At 46.7% G+C, this 16,833-nt stretch carries 13 protein-coding genes; 10 read left to right on the plus strand and 3 right to left on the minus strand.

All coding sequences use genetic code 11. The annotated features are described in order from the left end of the window. Positions 1 to 85: 85 nt before the first annotated feature. A complete protein-coding gene (locus H8K26_RS12970; RefSeq protein ID WP_186885222.1) occupies positions 86 to 565 on the minus strand; it encodes a SixA phosphatase family protein in 480 nt (159 codons plus the stop codon). Continuing rightward, positions 565 to 2,757 (minus strand): polyphosphate kinase 1, encoded by a 2,193-nt coding sequence (ppk1, locus tag H8K26_RS12975; protein WP_190480047.1) that lies wholly within the window; start codon positions 2,755 to 2,757, stop codon positions 565 to 567. Before ppk1 ends, H8K26_RS12970 begins: the two co-directional genes overlap by 1 nt. 217 nt (positions 2,758 to 2,974) lie before the next feature. On the opposite strand from ppk1, the gene pstS reads away from it, so the two are divergent. The 9 genes from pstS (at position 2,975) to H8K26_RS13020 (ending at position 14,700) form a co-directional block, all read left to right on the plus strand. After that, entirely contained in the window at positions 2,975 to 4,018 is a 1,044-nt protein-coding gene (pstS, locus tag H8K26_RS12980) for a phosphate ABC transporter substrate-binding protein PstS (protein WP_190480049.1), read from the plus strand. 154 nt (positions 4,019 to 4,172) lie between these two features. After that, positions 4,173 to 5,192 (plus strand): phosphate ABC transporter permease subunit PstC, encoded by a 1,020-nt coding sequence (gene pstC, locus H8K26_RS12985; RefSeq protein WP_190480165.1) that lies wholly within the window; start codon positions 4,173 to 4,175, stop codon positions 5,190 to 5,192. Beyond that, entirely contained in the window at positions 5,192 to 6,064 is an 873-nt protein-coding gene (gene pstA, locus H8K26_RS12990; RefSeq protein WP_186885225.1) for a phosphate ABC transporter permease PstA, read from the plus strand. The genes pstC and pstA overlap by 1 nt, the downstream gene beginning before the upstream one ends. A gap of 13 nt (positions 6,065 to 6,077) precedes the next feature. Then, a complete protein-coding gene (gene pstB / locus H8K26_RS12995; protein WP_186885226.1) occupies positions 6,078 to 6,857 on the plus strand; it encodes a phosphate ABC transporter ATP-binding protein PstB in 780 nt (259 codons plus the stop codon). A gap of 38 nt (positions 6,858 to 6,895) precedes the next feature. After that, positions 6,896 to 7,606, plus strand: coding sequence for a phosphate signaling complex protein PhoU (gene phoU, locus H8K26_RS13000; protein WP_186885227.1), 711 nt, complete (start codon positions 6,896 to 6,898; stop codon positions 7,604 to 7,606). Between the two features lie 17 nt (positions 7,607 to 7,623). Beyond that, the gene (phoB, locus tag H8K26_RS13005; RefSeq protein ID WP_186885228.1) at positions 7,624 to 8,310 is read left to right on the plus strand and encodes a phosphate regulon transcriptional regulator PhoB; all 687 of its coding nucleotides are present in this window, start codon (positions 7,624 to 7,626) and stop codon (positions 8,308 to 8,310) included. A gap of 202 nt (positions 8,311 to 8,512) precedes the next feature. Then, the gene (gene phoR / locus H8K26_RS13010) at positions 8,513 to 9,808 is read left to right on the plus strand and encodes a phosphate regulon sensor histidine kinase PhoR (RefSeq protein ID WP_190480050.1); all 1,296 of its coding nucleotides are present in this window, start codon (positions 8,513 to 8,515) and stop codon (positions 9,806 to 9,808) included. A 163-nt stretch (positions 9,809 to 9,971) separates the two neighbouring features. Further along, positions 9,972 to 11,012, plus strand: a complete 1,041-nt coding sequence (locus H8K26_RS13015; RefSeq protein ID WP_317889276.1) for a two-component system response regulator — start codon at positions 9,972 to 9,974, stop codon at positions 11,010 to 11,012. 160 nt (positions 11,013 to 11,172) lie between these two features. Further along, the gene (locus H8K26_RS13020; protein WP_190480052.1) at positions 11,173 to 14,700 is read left to right on the plus strand and encodes a PAS domain-containing hybrid sensor histidine kinase/response regulator; all 3,528 of its coding nucleotides are present in this window, start codon (positions 11,173 to 11,175) and stop codon (positions 14,698 to 14,700) included. Between the two features lie 15 nt (positions 14,701 to 14,715). Here the strand turns inward: H8K26_RS13020 and H8K26_RS13025 are convergent, their stop codons facing one another. After that, complete coding sequence (locus H8K26_RS13025) at positions 14,716 to 15,792, minus strand: YeiH family protein (protein ID WP_190480054.1); 1,077 nt, start codon at positions 15,790 to 15,792, stop codon at positions 14,716 to 14,718. A 99-nt stretch (positions 15,793 to 15,891) separates the two neighbouring features. Here H8K26_RS13025 and H8K26_RS13030 point away from each other — a divergent pair, with 99 nt between their 5' ends. Next, complete coding sequence (locus H8K26_RS13030; RefSeq protein ID WP_190480056.1) at positions 15,892 to 16,815, plus strand: LysR family transcriptional regulator; 924 nt, start codon at positions 15,892 to 15,894, stop codon at positions 16,813 to 16,815. Positions 16,816 to 16,833: the final 18 nt, after the last annotated feature.

The following is a 16,833-nucleotide window of genomic DNA, read 5'->3' on the forward strand; positions in this document are numbered from 1 at the left end:
CGAAGTCCGGCTTTGCTGATCGCTCCTGGACTTTATAGCTGCGAGCCGGGCTTTACTGGAAATGTTATTTCCTTCGTAATTGCCGTCATCTGACAACCAGATCAGGTGACATCACCGCTTTAAGATAGGTTGTTACCTCTTCCGCCTCGCGTTGTTTCTGCGATAGCCACCATACATTTCCTTTTCGTATGCTGTATCCCTGCGAGACGTGACCCAGTAAGTGTCCGGCGACCTGTCCCAGGCATGGCTGATGACCTACGATGACGACCGGCTCGCGGTTATTTGGCCAGTTAGCAATCCGCAGAATGTCTTGCGCTGATGCCTGTGGTCCCAGTTCAGGAACAATTTTGACTTTTCTGCCGCAAGCAACAAGGGCATCGGCAGTATCTCTGGTGCGTATCGTCGGGCTGACAAGAATACGGCATGTTTCAGGCAGCGTACTATCCAGCCAGTACGCTATTTTGCCAGCCTGTTTAACCCCTTTGCCTGTCAGCTTTCTGAATTCATCTGCTATTTCTTCGGTTGCCGGTTCAGCTTCCGCGTGGCGCCAGAGTATTAAATCCATTATTCGTCTTCCGAAGCTGACAATGATCCAAGTTGTTGCATCAGATATTGTTGTGCACAGAAGCTGGCCTGTTTGCTACGCGCTTTTTTGCGTTCATATTGACCATCAGAGCCAAGTACCCAAGCGTTGACATTGTCTTTCAAATAGGGATCCAGCCCTTCAGAAATGATGCGTTTCTTGAGGGATTTCTCCAATACCGGAAAAGCAACTTCGATCCGTCGGAATAAATTGCGATTCATCCAATCGGCGCTGGCGAGATGCACGTCATGTGCGAGGTCGTTGCGGAAATAATAAATCCGGCTATGTTCGAGAAAACGACCAATGATCGAGCGGACGCGTATGTTTTCTGATAAGCCTGGTACGCCGGGACGCAAGGCACATGCACCACGGATAATCAGATCAATTTTTACGCCATCTGCAGACGCTGCATACAGAGCGCGAATCACCGATTCATCCAATAACGCATTCATTTTTGCAATAATGCGACCTGGCCGGCCTTCACGTGCAATACGAGCCTCGTTACGAATGGCTTTGATGATTTGCGGTTGCAATGCAAATGGTGCCAGCCACAGGTATTCCAGTTTTTTGGGCTTGGTCAGACCTGTCAGGTGAATAAAGACTTCATTCACCTCCGCCGCGATACCGGGATGAGCGGTTAGCAGGCCGAAATCTGTATAAAAACGGGTAGTCGATGGATGGTAATTGCCTGTTCCTAAGTGGGCATAATGTCTGAGAACGCCCGCTTCTTCACGCCGTATCACCAATGCAAGCTTTGCGTGTGTTTTTAATCCCACTACGCCATAGACGACTTGTGCGCCGGCACGTTGCAGTTTATCTGCCCAGTTGATGTTGGCTTCTTCGTCAAAACGCGCCATTAACTCGACGATGACGGTGACTTCCTTACCTAAGCGGGCAGCGGTAATCAGTGACTCCATCAGATCAGAGTTCATGCCGGTGCGGTAAATGGTTTGCTTGATCGCAACCACGTTTGGATCCAGCGACGCTGAGCGGATAAAGTCGATGACGGTCTGGAACGGCTGAAACGGATGGTGCAGCAAGATATCTTGCTTGCGTAACAAGGTGAAGATATCGGTGTGTGAATATTTGCCGATCGCTTTTGCCGAGAACGGTGGGAAGCGCAGACTCGGCTGTTTAACATGATCGACAATTTCGCTGAGGCGCACCATATTGACGGGACCATCTACGGGATACAGTCGGTCCTGATCGAGAGAAAATTGCTCCAATAAGAAGCGCGACAAATCTTCTGGACAGTTCTTTGCCACCTCCAGCCGTACTGCGGCTCCGAATTGTCTTGTTTGTAATTCGCCTTGCAATGCCTGGCGCAGGTTTTTTACCTCTTCCTCGTCAACCCATAAATCGCTGTCGCGGGTGACGCGGAATTGCGAATAATTGATGACATCTCTGCCATTAAATAAATCTGCAATGTGGGAGTGAATCACAGATGAAAGTAAGCAAAAAGACTGACCGTCTACCGATAATTCATCTGGAAGTTTAATGATGCGCGGTAAAACCCGGGGTGCTTTAACAATCGCGATTGCAGTGCCGCGACCAAACGCGTCTTTTCCTGCCAGTGATACGATGAAATTAAGACTCTTATTAACGACTTGCGGGAAAGGATGTGCAGGGTCCAAACCGATTGGCGTCAGTAAAGGCCGCACCTCTCGTTCAAAATAGGATTTCACCCAGGCTCTTTGTGCGTCATTCCGCTCAGAGTGACGCAGCAGATGCACCCCTTTTTTGGATAACTGCGGCAGAATTTCCTGATTCAGCAGTTCATATTGACGTTCAGTTAACTGGTGACATTCAGAGCTGATACGTTTCAGTGTCGACAGAAAAGCAGGGTGCTGAACCAGCTCTCCGTCAATTGTATTCTGTGCCAATAGACTGGCGACCCTGACTTCAAAGAATTCATCTAAGTTACTGCCAACAATACATAAATACTTAAGCCGCTCAAGTAATGGAATGCTTTTGTCTTCAGCCTGAGCCAGCACACGCCAGTTAAATGCGATCTGCGACATTTCCCGGTCAAGAAAAATGGCGGCTCTGGAAGGTTCTGTGGAACTTGCTTTACTCGAACTGGTGCCTCTGGCCTGCTTTACACCCTGGGCGGCATCTTTAGGCGTGTCGCCTAAGCTATCCTCTTTGGCGTCACTGTCAGTTGCGGAGTTCATTACATCTTGATTCGGCATATGTGTTTGCGTGTCATAAAGACTGTCATATATATGTAACTCACTATTCTAGTGATGTGGTGTGACAAGTTTATGACAAAAAATCATTATGAAATTAAATATTTCAGGGTTGTTTTAGTAAGTCATTATCTTGTCATAATTCGATTGTAAAGTCCGTCTCGTAGTAACGAATACCTGTTATTTAACCTTAGAGGTGAACATGCAAATCAATCGTGTCATTAAATCCCTGGTCGCAGCAGTTGGTGTAGCTGCTACATTCTCTGTTGCTCACGCAGCTGATATTACTGGTGCTGGCGCTACATTTCCTTACCCAATTTACGCAAAATGGGCTGAAGCTTACAAAAAAGCTACCGGCAACGGTCTGAATTATCAGTCCATCGGTTCCGGTGGTGGTATCAAGCAAATCAAGGCAAAAACTGTTGATTTCGGTGCTTCTGATATGCCTTTGAAGCTTGAAGAGTTGGATGCTGAAGGGTTGATGCAATTTCCTGCGATCATCGGTGGTGTTGTTCCTGTCGTGAATATCGAAGGTATCGCTCCAGGTAAATTGAAGATGACCGGGGATCTTCTCGCAGGCATCTACATGGGTAAGATTACTAAATGGAATGCAGCGGAAATCGTTGCGATTAACCCAGGCGTAAAATTGCCAGCGGAAGATATTACTGTTGTTCATCGCTCTGACGGTTCTGGTACCACATTCTTGTGGACAGATTTCCTGAGTAAAGTGAATGCAGAGTTTAAAACAGCAGTGGGCTCTTCTACTGCGGTTAAATGGCCAGTAGGCTTGGGCGGTAAAGGCAATGAAGGCGTTGCTGCCAACGTTCAACGTATTAAAAACTCAATCGGTTACGTTGAGTATGCCTACGTTAAAAAGAACAAAATGACTTACACCACATTGAAAAATGCGGATGGACAGTTTGCTGAACCTGATGATGAAAACTTCAAAGCAGCGGCTGCTGGCGCTGATTGGAATAAAGCGCCTGGCATGTATCTGGTATTGACAAATCAACCAGGTAAAATCACATGGCCTATCACTGGTGCATCCTTCATTCTGATGCACAAAACTCAGGCTGACTCTGCAAAGGGTAAAGAAGTGTTGAAATTCTTCGACTGGTCATTTAAAAATGGCGGCGCAATGGCTGCTGAATTGGAATACGTTTCTTTGCCAGCACCGGTTGTTAAGTTGATTGAAGAAAGCTGGAAAGCAAAAATCAAAGACGCGTCTGCAAAAGCGATCTGGTAATTGAAGTAATAAATGAAGTAAATGCGAAGTAAATACGGTTCACTGATTCGATTGATGAATTAGCAGAGCTATTTTAAGTGAGGCGATTCAGGCGTGTCCTGAGTCGCCTTTCGGTGGAAAGACACCTATGCCTACACCAACGTTTTCCGTCAATATGACAGCACCATCATCAAGCCAGAATATATCGAACGCTGAGAACACTCAGCCCGCACAACTGAGTGCCGCAAGAATGGCGGCAGTGATGCGTCGTCAACGCTGGCAAGATTTTTTCTTTCACAAGCTGACTCTGAGTTTCGCAGCGCTTGTTTTAGTTGTACTACTGGGTATTATTGCCTCGTTATTCCTGCGCGCGATTCCTGCGATGCAAGAATTTGGTTTTGCATTCATTGCCACAATAGAGTGGGATCCGGTGAATGATAAATACGGCGGTCTGATCGCGATCGTTGGAACGCTCGCTACTTCCGTGATTGCTTTGCTGATTGCTTTTCCCGTCAGTTTTGGCATTGCCCTGTTTCTTACTGAAATTTGCCCGGCTTGGCTGAAGCGTCCGCTGGGAACTTCCATCGAGCTTTTGGCGGGGGTGCCGAGCATTATTTACGGCATGTGGGGTTTGTTTGTTTTTGCTCCGTTATTTTCCGAGTATATCCAACCGGCTCTGGCCTCTACACTGGGTAAATTGCCAGTGATAGGCATTTTGTTTTCCGGTCCTATGATAGGGCTGGGCATTTTATCGGCGGGTGTGATTCTCGCGATTATGATTATTCCTTTCATTTCTTCCGTGATGCGGGATGTTTTTGAAGTCGTGCCGCCAGTGCTGAAAGAGTCAGCGTACGGTCTGGGATGTACTAAGTGGGAAGTTGTCAGAAAAATCGTTTTGCCATACACAAAAATCGGCGTCGTTGGTGGTGTTATGTTGGGCCTGGGGCGTGCATTGGGTGAGACGATGGCGGTGACCTTTCTGATTGGTAACGCACATAAACTGTCTTGGTCCTTATTTGCTGCGGGTAATAGTATTGCCTCCACGCTTGCGAACGAATTCGCGGAAGCTGAAACAATTTTGCATACATCATCTTTATTCCTGTTAGGTTTAATTTTGTTTGTGATCACCTTCATAGTGTTATCTGCCGCTAAATTGATGTTGCTCGGTTTGAGCAGAAAAGAAGGTACAAAATAATGGATATTTCTAAAGCTCAGGCAGCGCAAAATCCAGTGTATCGCCGCCGTTTGCTGGTACACCGGCTTGGTATCGCCTTATCCTCAATTGCGATGGTGTTTGGCGTATTTTTTCTGATGTGGATCCTCTTTACCTTGTTAATTAAAGGGTTTTCTGCGATTAATCTTGCCATGTTTGTTGAATCAACGCCGGCTCCGGGCAGTGATGGCGGTGGTTTGATGAATGCGATCGTCGGTAGTTTTCTGATGGTTGGTTCCGCAACATTGATTTCTACTCCGGTCGGGATTCTGGCGGGCATTTATCTTGCTGAATACGGCGATAAGAGCTGGTTCGGCGGTATCACCCGGTTTGTGACGGACATTATGTTGTCCGCACCTTCCATCGTGATCGGCTTGTTTGTATATGCCATTTATGTGGCTAACGTCAAACATTTTTCCGGTTGGGCAGGCAGCGTGGCGATTTCATTAATTGCGATTCCTGTCGTTGTCCGTACTACCGATAATATGTTGGGGCTGGTTCCTGCAAGTCTGCGCGAAGCTGCATTTGCATTGGGTGCACCTCGCTGGAAAGTTGCGCTGCTGGTGAGATTGCGAGCAGTCAAAGCCGGTGTGGTGACAGGTATTTTGCTTGCTGTGGCCAGGATTTCCGGTGAGACGGCACCTTTGCTTTTCACCGCATTGAACAACCAGTTTTTCAGTGCCAACATGAATAGTCCGATGGCAAATCTTCCTGTCGTCATTTATTCGTATGCGATGAGTCCTTACGATAACTGGCGTGAACTGGCATGGGGCGGCGCATTACTGATTACCTTCAGTGTTCTGCTTCTGAATATTTTGTCGCGTACCTTGTTTAACCAAAAAACACAGCATTAATTCGAGCATCGATATGACTACTACTCCAGCAAATACACAGAAAAAAGCGATCGAGATCGACGGGCTGAATTTTTTCTACGGTACTACCCGTAGCCTACGCGATATCAAATTGAATATTTTCGATAAAAAAGTCACTGCTTTTATTGGTCCTTCAGGTTGTGGTAAATCAACCTTGTTGCGCACCTTAAATCGTATGTACGATTTATATCCTGGCCAACGTGCAGAAGGTAAGATTATTTACAACGGCAAAAATATTCTCGATGCCGATCAGGATATTAATTTACTGCGTGCCAAAGTCGGTATGGTATTTCAGAAGCCGACGCCTTTCCCTATGTCCGTTTATGACAACATCGCATTCGGTGTGCGTTTGTATGAAAATCTTTCTAAGGGCGAGATGGATGAGCGCGTTGAATGGGCTCTGAAAAAAGCGGCGATCTGGACTGAAGTCAAAGATAAACTAAATAAAAGTGGCTTAAGTTTGTCTGGCGGTCAGCAACAGCGCCTCTGTATCGCTCGCGGTGTGTCAGTGAAGCCGGATGTGCTTTTGCTGGATGAACCAACTTCTGCGCTGGACCCGATTTCAACCGTAAAAATCGAAGAGCTGATTAATGAATTGAAAGAGGAATACACGATCGCCATCGTTACGCATAACATGCAACAGGCGGCACGTTGTTCCGACTATACCGCCTATATGTATCTTGGTGAGTTGGTCGAGTTTGGCGAGACGGATCATATTTTCATGAATCCGGTCAAAAAAGAAACACAAGACTACATTACCGGTCGTTTCGGTTAATTATATTTATCGCGATTACAAGAATTCAGGAGAAACCTGTGACAGGCGAACACTCTTCAAAACAATACGACAGTGATCTGGAAACGATACGTTCCAAGGTCTTGTTGATGGGCGGTTTGGTAGAAAGCCATTTCCATGATGCGATGTCCTGTTTTCGTACAGGCAATGCAGAACAGGCTGAAATCGTCATTCAGTCTGATCTGGAAGTGAACCGGTTAGAGGTTGCACTCGATGACATGTGCAGCCAGTTGATTGTGAAACGTCAGCCAGCCGCAAATGATTTGCGTACCGTTGTCGCGACTGGCAAAGTGATTACCGACCTTGAGCGTATTGGTGATGAATCAACCAAAATTGCCCGTATTGCGAAAGAAGGTCAACTCAATCGGCGCAGCATCCCTATGTTTAACGGCCATGACACCGTTCGTGTATTGGCTGCCAGCGTCGCTGATATGCTGCACCAGGCATTGGATGTTTTTGCCCGGCTCGATGGTGAAAGAGCTGTTCAGCTGATTGCCCAGGACGAAATTATTGACAATGATTTCCGCTCCATCATGCGTAATCTGATTACCTTTATGATGGAAGATCCGAGCACGATTTCTTCAGCACTCGACACCTTATGGGTCGCAAAAGCGATAGAACGAATAGCTGATCACGCGAAAAATATTGCCGAATATACGGTTTACATTGTTGAAGGCAAAGATATCCGTCATTCGGATTATGTCGCTGTCAAACAAGATCAGAAACACTAAAAAATCAAATACAGATAATGGCTGCTGATACCACAATATTAATTGTCGAAGACGAACCAGCGATTGTTGAATTAGTCAGTTTTACCCTGCGTGCTGCAGGTTGGAATACTTTCGCCGTCAATAATACTGCCGAGGCGTGGGATTTTATTCAACGTCGCACTCCGCAGTTGATTCTGCTCGACTGGATGCTGCCTGACCAGAGCGGATTACGATTGCTTTCCAAAATCCGCTCTGACCGCCAGTTCAATGAAATTCCTGTCATTATGCTGACCGCGAAAAGTATGGAGGAAGATAAAATTGCTGGTTTGGATCATGGTGCAGATGATTACATCACGAAGCCATTTTCTCCTCGTGAATTGACTGCGCGGATGAAGGCTTTACTCCGCCGCAAGAGTCCTGAACACGCACAGACCGCACTGGCGGCAGGTAATGTCGTACTTGATCCGATTAGCTGTACCGTCAAAATTGATGATCAGAAAGTCGATATTGGCCATGCAGAATATAAATTACTGAAGTTTTTCATGGCACACCCCGAGCGCGTTTTTTCACGTAGCCAATTGCTTGATAAAGTCTGGGGTGATCACGTCGTGATTGAGGAGCGTACCGTTGACGTGCACGTTCTGCGTCTGCGTAAAGTCTTGAAATCTGCAGAGTCGCTGATTAAAACAGTGCGTAGCGTTGGTTATATGCTGTCTGAAAAGTAATGGGCTCTCGTTGTGGGCAGCCAACTGAAATATGAAAAACAACCACATTCAACATAGTATGAATGTGGTTGTTTTTTATATTTGAAAGTAGTGTTATCAGTATCGGTACTTGTTTTGATCGGCATTGAATATTGTTTCTCAGTCAATCCGGTTTTGTGTACCATCATTTCTACCCAAAATTAAAAAAATATCAGGGATTTTCATGTCTCCACGTCTTGTTTTCTGGGTTTCCAGCTCTATTCGCGCCTTGCTTATTATCATTGCTACCGGTATCGCCGCGTATCTGTGGGGGGCTGTAACCGGACTATTGCTTGGTTTTATTGCGATGTCGGGGCTGGTTCTGTTACAGCTTTTTTATCTGCAAAGACTGGCGGACTGGCTGGATAATCCCGCCAGTTCACGCTTGCCGGATGGCTGGGGCGCATGGACGGATATTTTTTCCCGGCTTTATAAATCGCGCAGGGGAGATGAAAAAAATCAGGCAGAGCTGACTGAATGGCTGGCACGTTTTCGCCAGGCAATGACATTGTTACCTGATGGCGTCGTCATCATGGATGACGTCTTATTTCTTGAATGGTGTAATCCCGCAGCTGAAAGTCATCTGGGGCTGAGTCTGGCAAAAGACAAAGGAATGCGCGTCACAAACCTGGTGCGCACGCCCGAGTTTATGGACTACATTATTCTGGGACGCTATGAAACGCCACTGACGCTGTCATTTCGTGACCGTAAGCTGATCGCACATATTATTCCGTTTGAAAACCGGCGTCAGATTCTGGTGACGCACGACATTACAGAATCTGAACGTATTGATATGATGCGTCGCGACTTTATCGCGAATGCATCCCATGAGTTACGCACTCCTTTGACGGTCATCAACGGCTTTTTGGAAATTGCTTCTTTACAACCGGATTTGGATATCACAATCCGCCATTCGCATCTGAAACTGATGACGGAGCAGGGCGAGCGTATGCAGCGCCTGGTGGAGGATATGCTGACATTGACACGCCTTGAATCCATGGATCACTTGTTACGTGTTGAAACCGTTGATATGCGCGGCTTGCTGGAGCAAATTTTGCAAGAAGCAGAGGCGCTTTCCGCCGGACGCCACCAGATTACACTGGAAATCGATGGTCCCGACATCCGTGGCAGCAAGGATGAAATACGCAGTGCACTGACTAATCTGGTGACAAACGCTATCCGCTATACACCAGAAGAAGGAAAAATTCATATCAGCTGGATCAACACTCCTCACGGGGCAAAATTTTCTGTCACGGATAACGGCATAGGCATCAGTCCTGAGCACATCTCCCGTCTGACGGAACGTTTTTACCGGGTCGATAAAAGTCGCTCGCGTGAAACACAGGGAACCGGCTTGGGATTGGCTATTGTTAAACATGTACTGTTGCGACATAAAGCGCAACTGCTGATCGACTCGACCCCCGGCGTTGGCAGCAAATTCACCGTGCAATTCCCCGCAAATATCGCTATCGAAGAGTAGTGTTCTGCTTGCTTTTGTCTATGGCATTATTTATCCGGTGAAAGGATAAATTTTGTTATTCCCTATTTCTCCTGAATACAGATAAGTTAAACTCAAAACCATTGCTGCTGACAGAAGTTGTGCAGAGGTTTTGCTGACCAGATGTACTCTGGGGGGATGTTTAATGGAAATGAACGTATTGGTGCTGGATGACGCACAAATCAACGTTACATTGCTGTGTTTGCTATTAAAGAAAATAGATAAATGTAAGTCGGTAAGTTTCAGTGAGCCGGGGGCAGCGCTCGCATGGTGCGCCAACAATGTACCAGACCTGATTATGGTCGACTACATGATGCCGGCAATGAATGGCATTGAATTTATCCGGCGTTTTCGTGAGCTGGAAGGGTGTCACGACATTCCCGTTCTGATGATCACCGCCAACAATGAACTCGAATTACGTTACCAGGCACTTGATGCCGGGGTGAATGATTTTCTGATCAAGCCTATCGATAAAATTGAGTTTCTCGCAAGAACCCGGAATATGCTGGCTTTGCGTAAAAGCCAGCGTTTTCTCGAGGACAAGGCGATGTGGCTTGATGAATCAGTAAAAAAGGCGACTACTGAAATTTTAGAGCGGGAAAGAGAAACTGTTTTTCGCTTATCAAAAGCCGCCGAGTCACGAGATCCGGAAACCGGTGCCCATATTCTCCGCATGGCCAACTATTCGAAAATTATCGCCGAGCAATTAGGTTTGTCGTCAGAGGATCAACGCTTAATTCTGGAGGCAGCACCGATGCACGATGTCGGTAAAGTGGGTATCCCAGACAGCATTTTATTAAAGCCTGGCAAGTTGACACCAGATGAATTTTCTGTGATGAAGCAGCATACCCTGCTTGGCTATGAAATTCTGGCGGGTAGCTCGTCCAACCTGCTGACGACTGGTGCGGAGATCGCGTTGGCACACCATGAAAAGTTCGATGGTAGCGGTTATCCGAATGGGTTGGCTGGTGAAAAAATTCCCTTGTTTGCGAGAATCGTCGCCGTTGCTGACGTTTTTGATGCCCTGACATCTGAACGTCCGTATAAAAAAGCATGGAATAACGAAGATGCGCTTGCCCATTTACGTGATGGATCTGGTCAGCACTTTGACCCCTTATGCGTCGATGCCTTCTTTGCCGGATTGGATAGGATATTGGCGGTCAAAAATCTGTACAAGGATGATTAGAATTAATAAAAAATGATTTTTTTCATAACGGTCGGGCATGTTTGCGTACAAAAAACAGATATTATTTTTCGTATGAAACGTGCTGCTGTCCCCCTTCAATCAAAACCCTGCCGATAGATAATCAGATCATGATCAATACCGCGACTGCAAAGAGTATTTGATGCGACATATATTATCTTTGCTTCAAAACAGTAACTCGCTTGGTATACACAGTGAGGGGCAGCTAGAAACTGTGCTGGGAGAGCTCGAGCAATTGACGCGACTGCCAGACCTGCCAGCGATGAGCGACAGTACGAGACAGGTGCTACGTGGCATGCGGCATTTTTTTGCCCAGATCGATCTGGACTACCAGCGATCAGATAGTGAACTGGCTGAGTACAGGCAGCGTCTCAGGCCAAATTCAGATGCGTTATCGCACACAAATGCCAGCTTGCAGCAGGAGTGTGAAAGCGGCAATCAAATTCCGCCGACCTTGAAAGCGACGAACGATCAATTATTTTTTTCATCGGGAGAAAGTTCTGATGAAAATATCAGTTCGGATAAGCTGAAGTCAGCGTTGACGGCGCTACAAAAACAGCAGTTTGTATTAGATCAGCATGCCATTGTCAGTGTGACAGATCCCAGTGGTACGATCATTTATGTCAATGAAAAATTTTGCGAGATCAGTAAGTACGGCTCCGCTGAACTCATAGGACAAAACCATCGTATCGTTAATTCCGGATTACATACGCTGGCTTTTTTTCAGAATATGTGGAGAACGATTACCAGCGGTCATGTCTGGCACGGGGAAATTCGTAATAAGGCAAAGGATGGTAGCTACTATTGGACAAATGCGACTATCGTTCCTTTTCTGGATAGTCATCAGCGACCATATCAATATATTTCCATTCGCACTGATATCACGGAACAGTGGCGCTTACGTGAAAAGATAGAATCCAATCAGACGCTGATGCAAAACATGATGCATAACCTCGGACAAGGTGTGTACACGCTGGATACACAAGGGGTATGTACGTTTCTTAACCCTGAGGCAGAGCGAATTCTGGGGCGGAGTCTGGTTGATTTGAAAGGGAAAATACTTCACGATCTGGTGCACTCTATACGTCCGGATGGTGCGCATGTTCAGAATCAGGATTGTCCGATACATCAAACAATCATGTCCGGTGAAGTATTTCGTTCTGATCTCGAATACTTCCAGCATCAGTCCGGCAGTCTTTTTCCTGTGTCGATAGTCGCATCGCCAATTATTGATCATGGCAAGATAGTTGGTTCCGTCGCTGTCTTTAAAGATATTTCAGACCGTTTAGCAACAGACCGGGCGCTTCGGGACAGTGAGGCAAGACAAAGGATGTTGCTCGACAATGCTGCTGACGCGGTGTTTGTTGCGAACACGAGTCAGCAATTGGTTTATGTGAATGATCTTGCCGCGAATATGCTGGGTTACTCCAGAGTCGGGCTGCTTGGCAGCAGTATGTATAACTTATTGCCGTTAGCAGACCGGGAGCTGGCGATGCGCAATTTTTTGTGTCATATCCTGGAGGAGAAGCATCTCCGTGCCGAGATTACTTTGCTGAAAAAAGATGGGGATACCATCCCGGTTGAATTAAATGCCGCGCTTTTGCCTGATGGCAGCATCTATGGATCGTGCAGGGACATCACTGAGCGACTCCGGTTTGAGGCTGATTTGCTTCAGGCAAAAAATGATGCAGAGGCAGCGAATAAAGCAAAAAGCGAGTTCCTGGCGACAATGAGCCATGAAATCAGAACGCCGATGAATGGCATCATCGGAATGACGGAGTTGGCACTGGACACTGATCTCAGTGGTGAACAACGCGAATATCTTGAACTGGTTAAATTATCTTCCCAATCTTTAATGAGTATCATCAACGATATTCTGGATTTTTCGAAAATTGAGTCCGGAAAGATAGAGCTGGAAAAAATCGAGTTTTCTTTAAGGGAATTGGTTGCTTCGTGTTTGAGGGCGCTGTCGCTCAGAGCGTCGGAAAAAGGCATAGAACTGGTCTATAAAATAGATGCGGCTATCCCAGAAATCGTGATCGGTGATCCTGGACGCCTGCGTCAGATCATGACGAATCTCGTCGGTAACGCGATTAAATTCAGTGAAAAAGGTGAGGTGATTGTTGATGTCCAACTGGCACATGAAAACACGACACGACTCGACATTTATTTTGCTGTCACGGATCACGGCATCGGTATTCCGAAAGCAAAACAAAGCAGTATTTTTGATGCATTCAGTCAGGCGGACACGTCAACGACGCGTAAATATGGGGGGACTGGCCTTGGCCTGACAATTTCATCCCGCCTTGTTCATTGCATGAACGGCTTACTCGCGCTCAATAGCGAGCCGGGGAAAGGGAGTACGTTTTACTTTACGATCAGCTTGGTAAAAACTGAAAAAGATCGTGCTTCAAAACGAGTGGTGGATTTTGCCGGCATGACTGCGCTGATTGTTGATGACAATGCTGTTAATCGCTTATTTTTTTCCGATACGCTGAGAAAATGGAAGATAAAACCCGTTGCTGCTACATCTGCAGACGAGGCGCTACGGTTGCTAACGCAGATGCAATCTGATGGGCAACATATCGATGTGATTCTGCTTGATGTCTGTATGCCCGGTATGAGCGGCTTTGAATTTTTGACCCGGCTTGCTTCAGAATATGAAGAATTAAAGTCTAAAACAGTGTTGCTTTCATCCGCAGGCTCGCGTGAGGGTTTCCTGGATTGCCAGGGATTAGGCATGACAAACTACGTTTTAAAACCTGTGAGTCAGTCCGAGCTTTACGATGCCATCAGTACCGTCGTGAAAGGTGAGAATAAAAAAACGACGGCGGGTGTTCAGGATCAATTGGATAGCACGCAATATTCTTCTCCGCCATTACGCATTCTGGTTGTCGAGGATAATCCGGTGAATCAGAAACTGATTCTCGCGCTCTTGAATAAATGGAGTCATATTGCTACTGTGGCTGAAAATGGTCTGGACGCGCTGTCGCAGTTTTCACGGCAACCGTTTGATGTCATTCTGATGGATATGCAGATGCCGAAAATGGGAGGTGTCGAGGCAACGCAACGCATCCGCGAAGCAGAACACTCATATGGCGATGGCCGACATACCCCTATCATTGCAATGACGGCCAACGCCATGCCCGGCGACTGGGAAATATGTCATGAAGCGGGTATGGATTATTATCTATCCAAGCCTATCAGGGCGGAATTGTTGAGAGAATTACTGAAACAATTGGCGCAGAATACCAAAGTGACCGCAGAGCAGGCACTGCAAAGTGTGAAAACTGACATGAATAACCCACCTTCAAAGACAGATATGCCGACAGAAAACACATCATTTGATTATGACGCGGCTTTACTGAATGCCGACACAGAGATCGTCAACATTATCGCCCATTCTTTTCTTGACGCCTGTGATCAGTACGAGGCAGAAATTGCCGATGCCGTGGCGCGACAAGACAGCGAGTTACTGTACCGTTCTGCACACACACTGAAGGGGCTGGTTGGTAATTTTTGCGCGGTTCCGGTTGAGTCGCTGGCGAGGGAATTAGAGCATTTCGGTAAGACGAATGATTTGAGTATGGCCGCGGCAAAGCAAGTGGAATTGTTTACTCAACTGGATCAGATGAATACTGCCTTGAAAAAGTTTTTGGCGACAAACTGATGCAAAAGCTGAACATTATTTACACACATAGTTGATTGCAGCCCCGCCAAAGATCAGCCACAGCCACAAGCTCATGGCGAGCAATACTGGTTTTATTCCTGCTTGTCGCAAGGTACTGATTTTTGTACTTAAACCCAAAGCAACCATAGACATACAGAGAATAAAATTATCGGTGTTCGTCAACACGGTTCTGATTTCAGTTGGAATCATCAATACAGAGTTGATTGCAGCGACGCCGATAAACATGAAGGCAAACCAGGGAATTTCTATTCTGCTTTCGCTGGCATCAGTTGGTGGTATTGCCTTCGTATTGTGTTTTTTAAGTAAGCGCAATACGAATGGCAGCAGGAGCAGAAATGGTGCCAGCATCATGACCCTGAGCATTTTCGTGATAACAGCAGCATCGCCCGCCGAGTCACTCACGGCCTTGCCGGCAACAATTACTTGCGCAACTTCATGCATGGTCGAACCTACGTAAATACCAAAGCCAGATGTCGAAAGCGGAATGACCTGGACATGCCTGTTCCACTCAAAAACAAGTGGATACGTCAACATGCTGAGGGTGCCAAATATCATCACGCCAGAGATTGCAATACTGGCATCATCTGATTTTCCTTTAATGACTGGGCTCGTCGCCATGATTGCGGCCGCACCGCAGACAGAACTGCCCGCCCCAATCAAGACCGTTAATTTGTCGTCCAGCGCAAAGACTTTTTTTCCGAGGAATAACGCGATGGCGAATGTTGTACCAAGGACGAGCACGTCAATAGCGAATGCTGTGCCGCCGAGCTGTTGAATGTCCCTGAAACTCAGGCGTAATCCGTACAGAATAATCCCGGCGCGCAGCAATGTTTGTTTGGAAATCATCATGCCGTTATCCAGCCCGCGATGCTGAAATATGGCATGGCTATTGCCCGCGATCATACCCAACAATATTGCGGTAGTCAGATTACTTAATCCATGGTTTTGCATCCAGACTAACTTGCTGAGCGACATAGCGATTGTCGCCAGTGTTGCGCATAACAGTAAGCCGGGAGCATATCTTCCCAGAGAAATCTTTTTGGGTGAGTTGGTTGAATCGGTGTGAATCATAATGATTTGTTTTTTGTGAATGGGCGCAGAATATCGTTTTTTATTAAACTAATAAAACGAATTAATTTTGTATAATTAAACTAAAAAATAGGTTAATTTATGAAAATCAGTCTGCGTCAATTGCAAGTATTCGTTTCAGTGGCAGAGCAGGGCAGCACTATGGCTGCCGCGAATGCTGTCGCACTCTCACAATCGGCTGCCAGTGCGGCACTGAATGAGCTGGAACATATGCTCAACACGCAGTTATTTGACCGTGTCGGTAAGCGTTTGCTGTTAAACGACAATGGTCGTCTATTAATGCCGCAGGCGCGCCTGATACTCGATGCCGCAAATTCGATAGAACTGCAGTTTTCATCGGGGGGTGCCAACTGGTCGTGTATCCGGATCGGTGCCAGTACAACGATAGGCAGTTATTGCTTGCCGGCTTTGCTGGCTGCCAGTCCAGTAACTGATTCACAACTGACTGCTTCTGCTCTGCACACCATGTCTCATCCGCAGATGACCATCGCGAATACGGCTGATATTGTCAGTGCTGTCGCGAATTACGAAGTGGATTTTGGTTTCATTGAGGGGCCTTGCCATCGCGCGGATTTACTGGTTGAACCGTGGTTTGAGGATGAAATAGTCATTGTTTGCTCACCGGAACATCCGTATGCGGCACAAAAGAATGGCAGCATTGGTATCAGGGAGTTGCGTTCCGCGTCCTGGTTGTTACGGGAGCGCGGTTCCGGCACGCGTGAAAATGTCGAGCAAGTATTGTTGCCACATCTGAAAAACTTAAAACTGGCGGGCGAGTTCGGTACATCGGAAGCGATTATGCACGCGGCGGCTGCGGGTCTTGGGATCGCTTGCCTGTCACGTGTGGTAGTTGCGGATTTGCTGGCGCTGGGGAAATTACATGAACTGGAAACAAAACTTCCGCCACTGAAGCGTCATTTTTATCTGATATATAGTCCGCATAAACTATTGTCCCGGCATATACAGGATTTTTTGCAGTTTTGTCGCGGATGGCGACCCGAATAAAACGAAGCCACATCATGA

It is taken from the genome of Cognatundibacterium aquatile (assembly GCF_014699135.1).
GTDB lineage: Bacteria > Pseudomonadota > Gammaproteobacteria > Burkholderiales > Burkholderiaceae_D > Undibacterium > Undibacterium aquatile.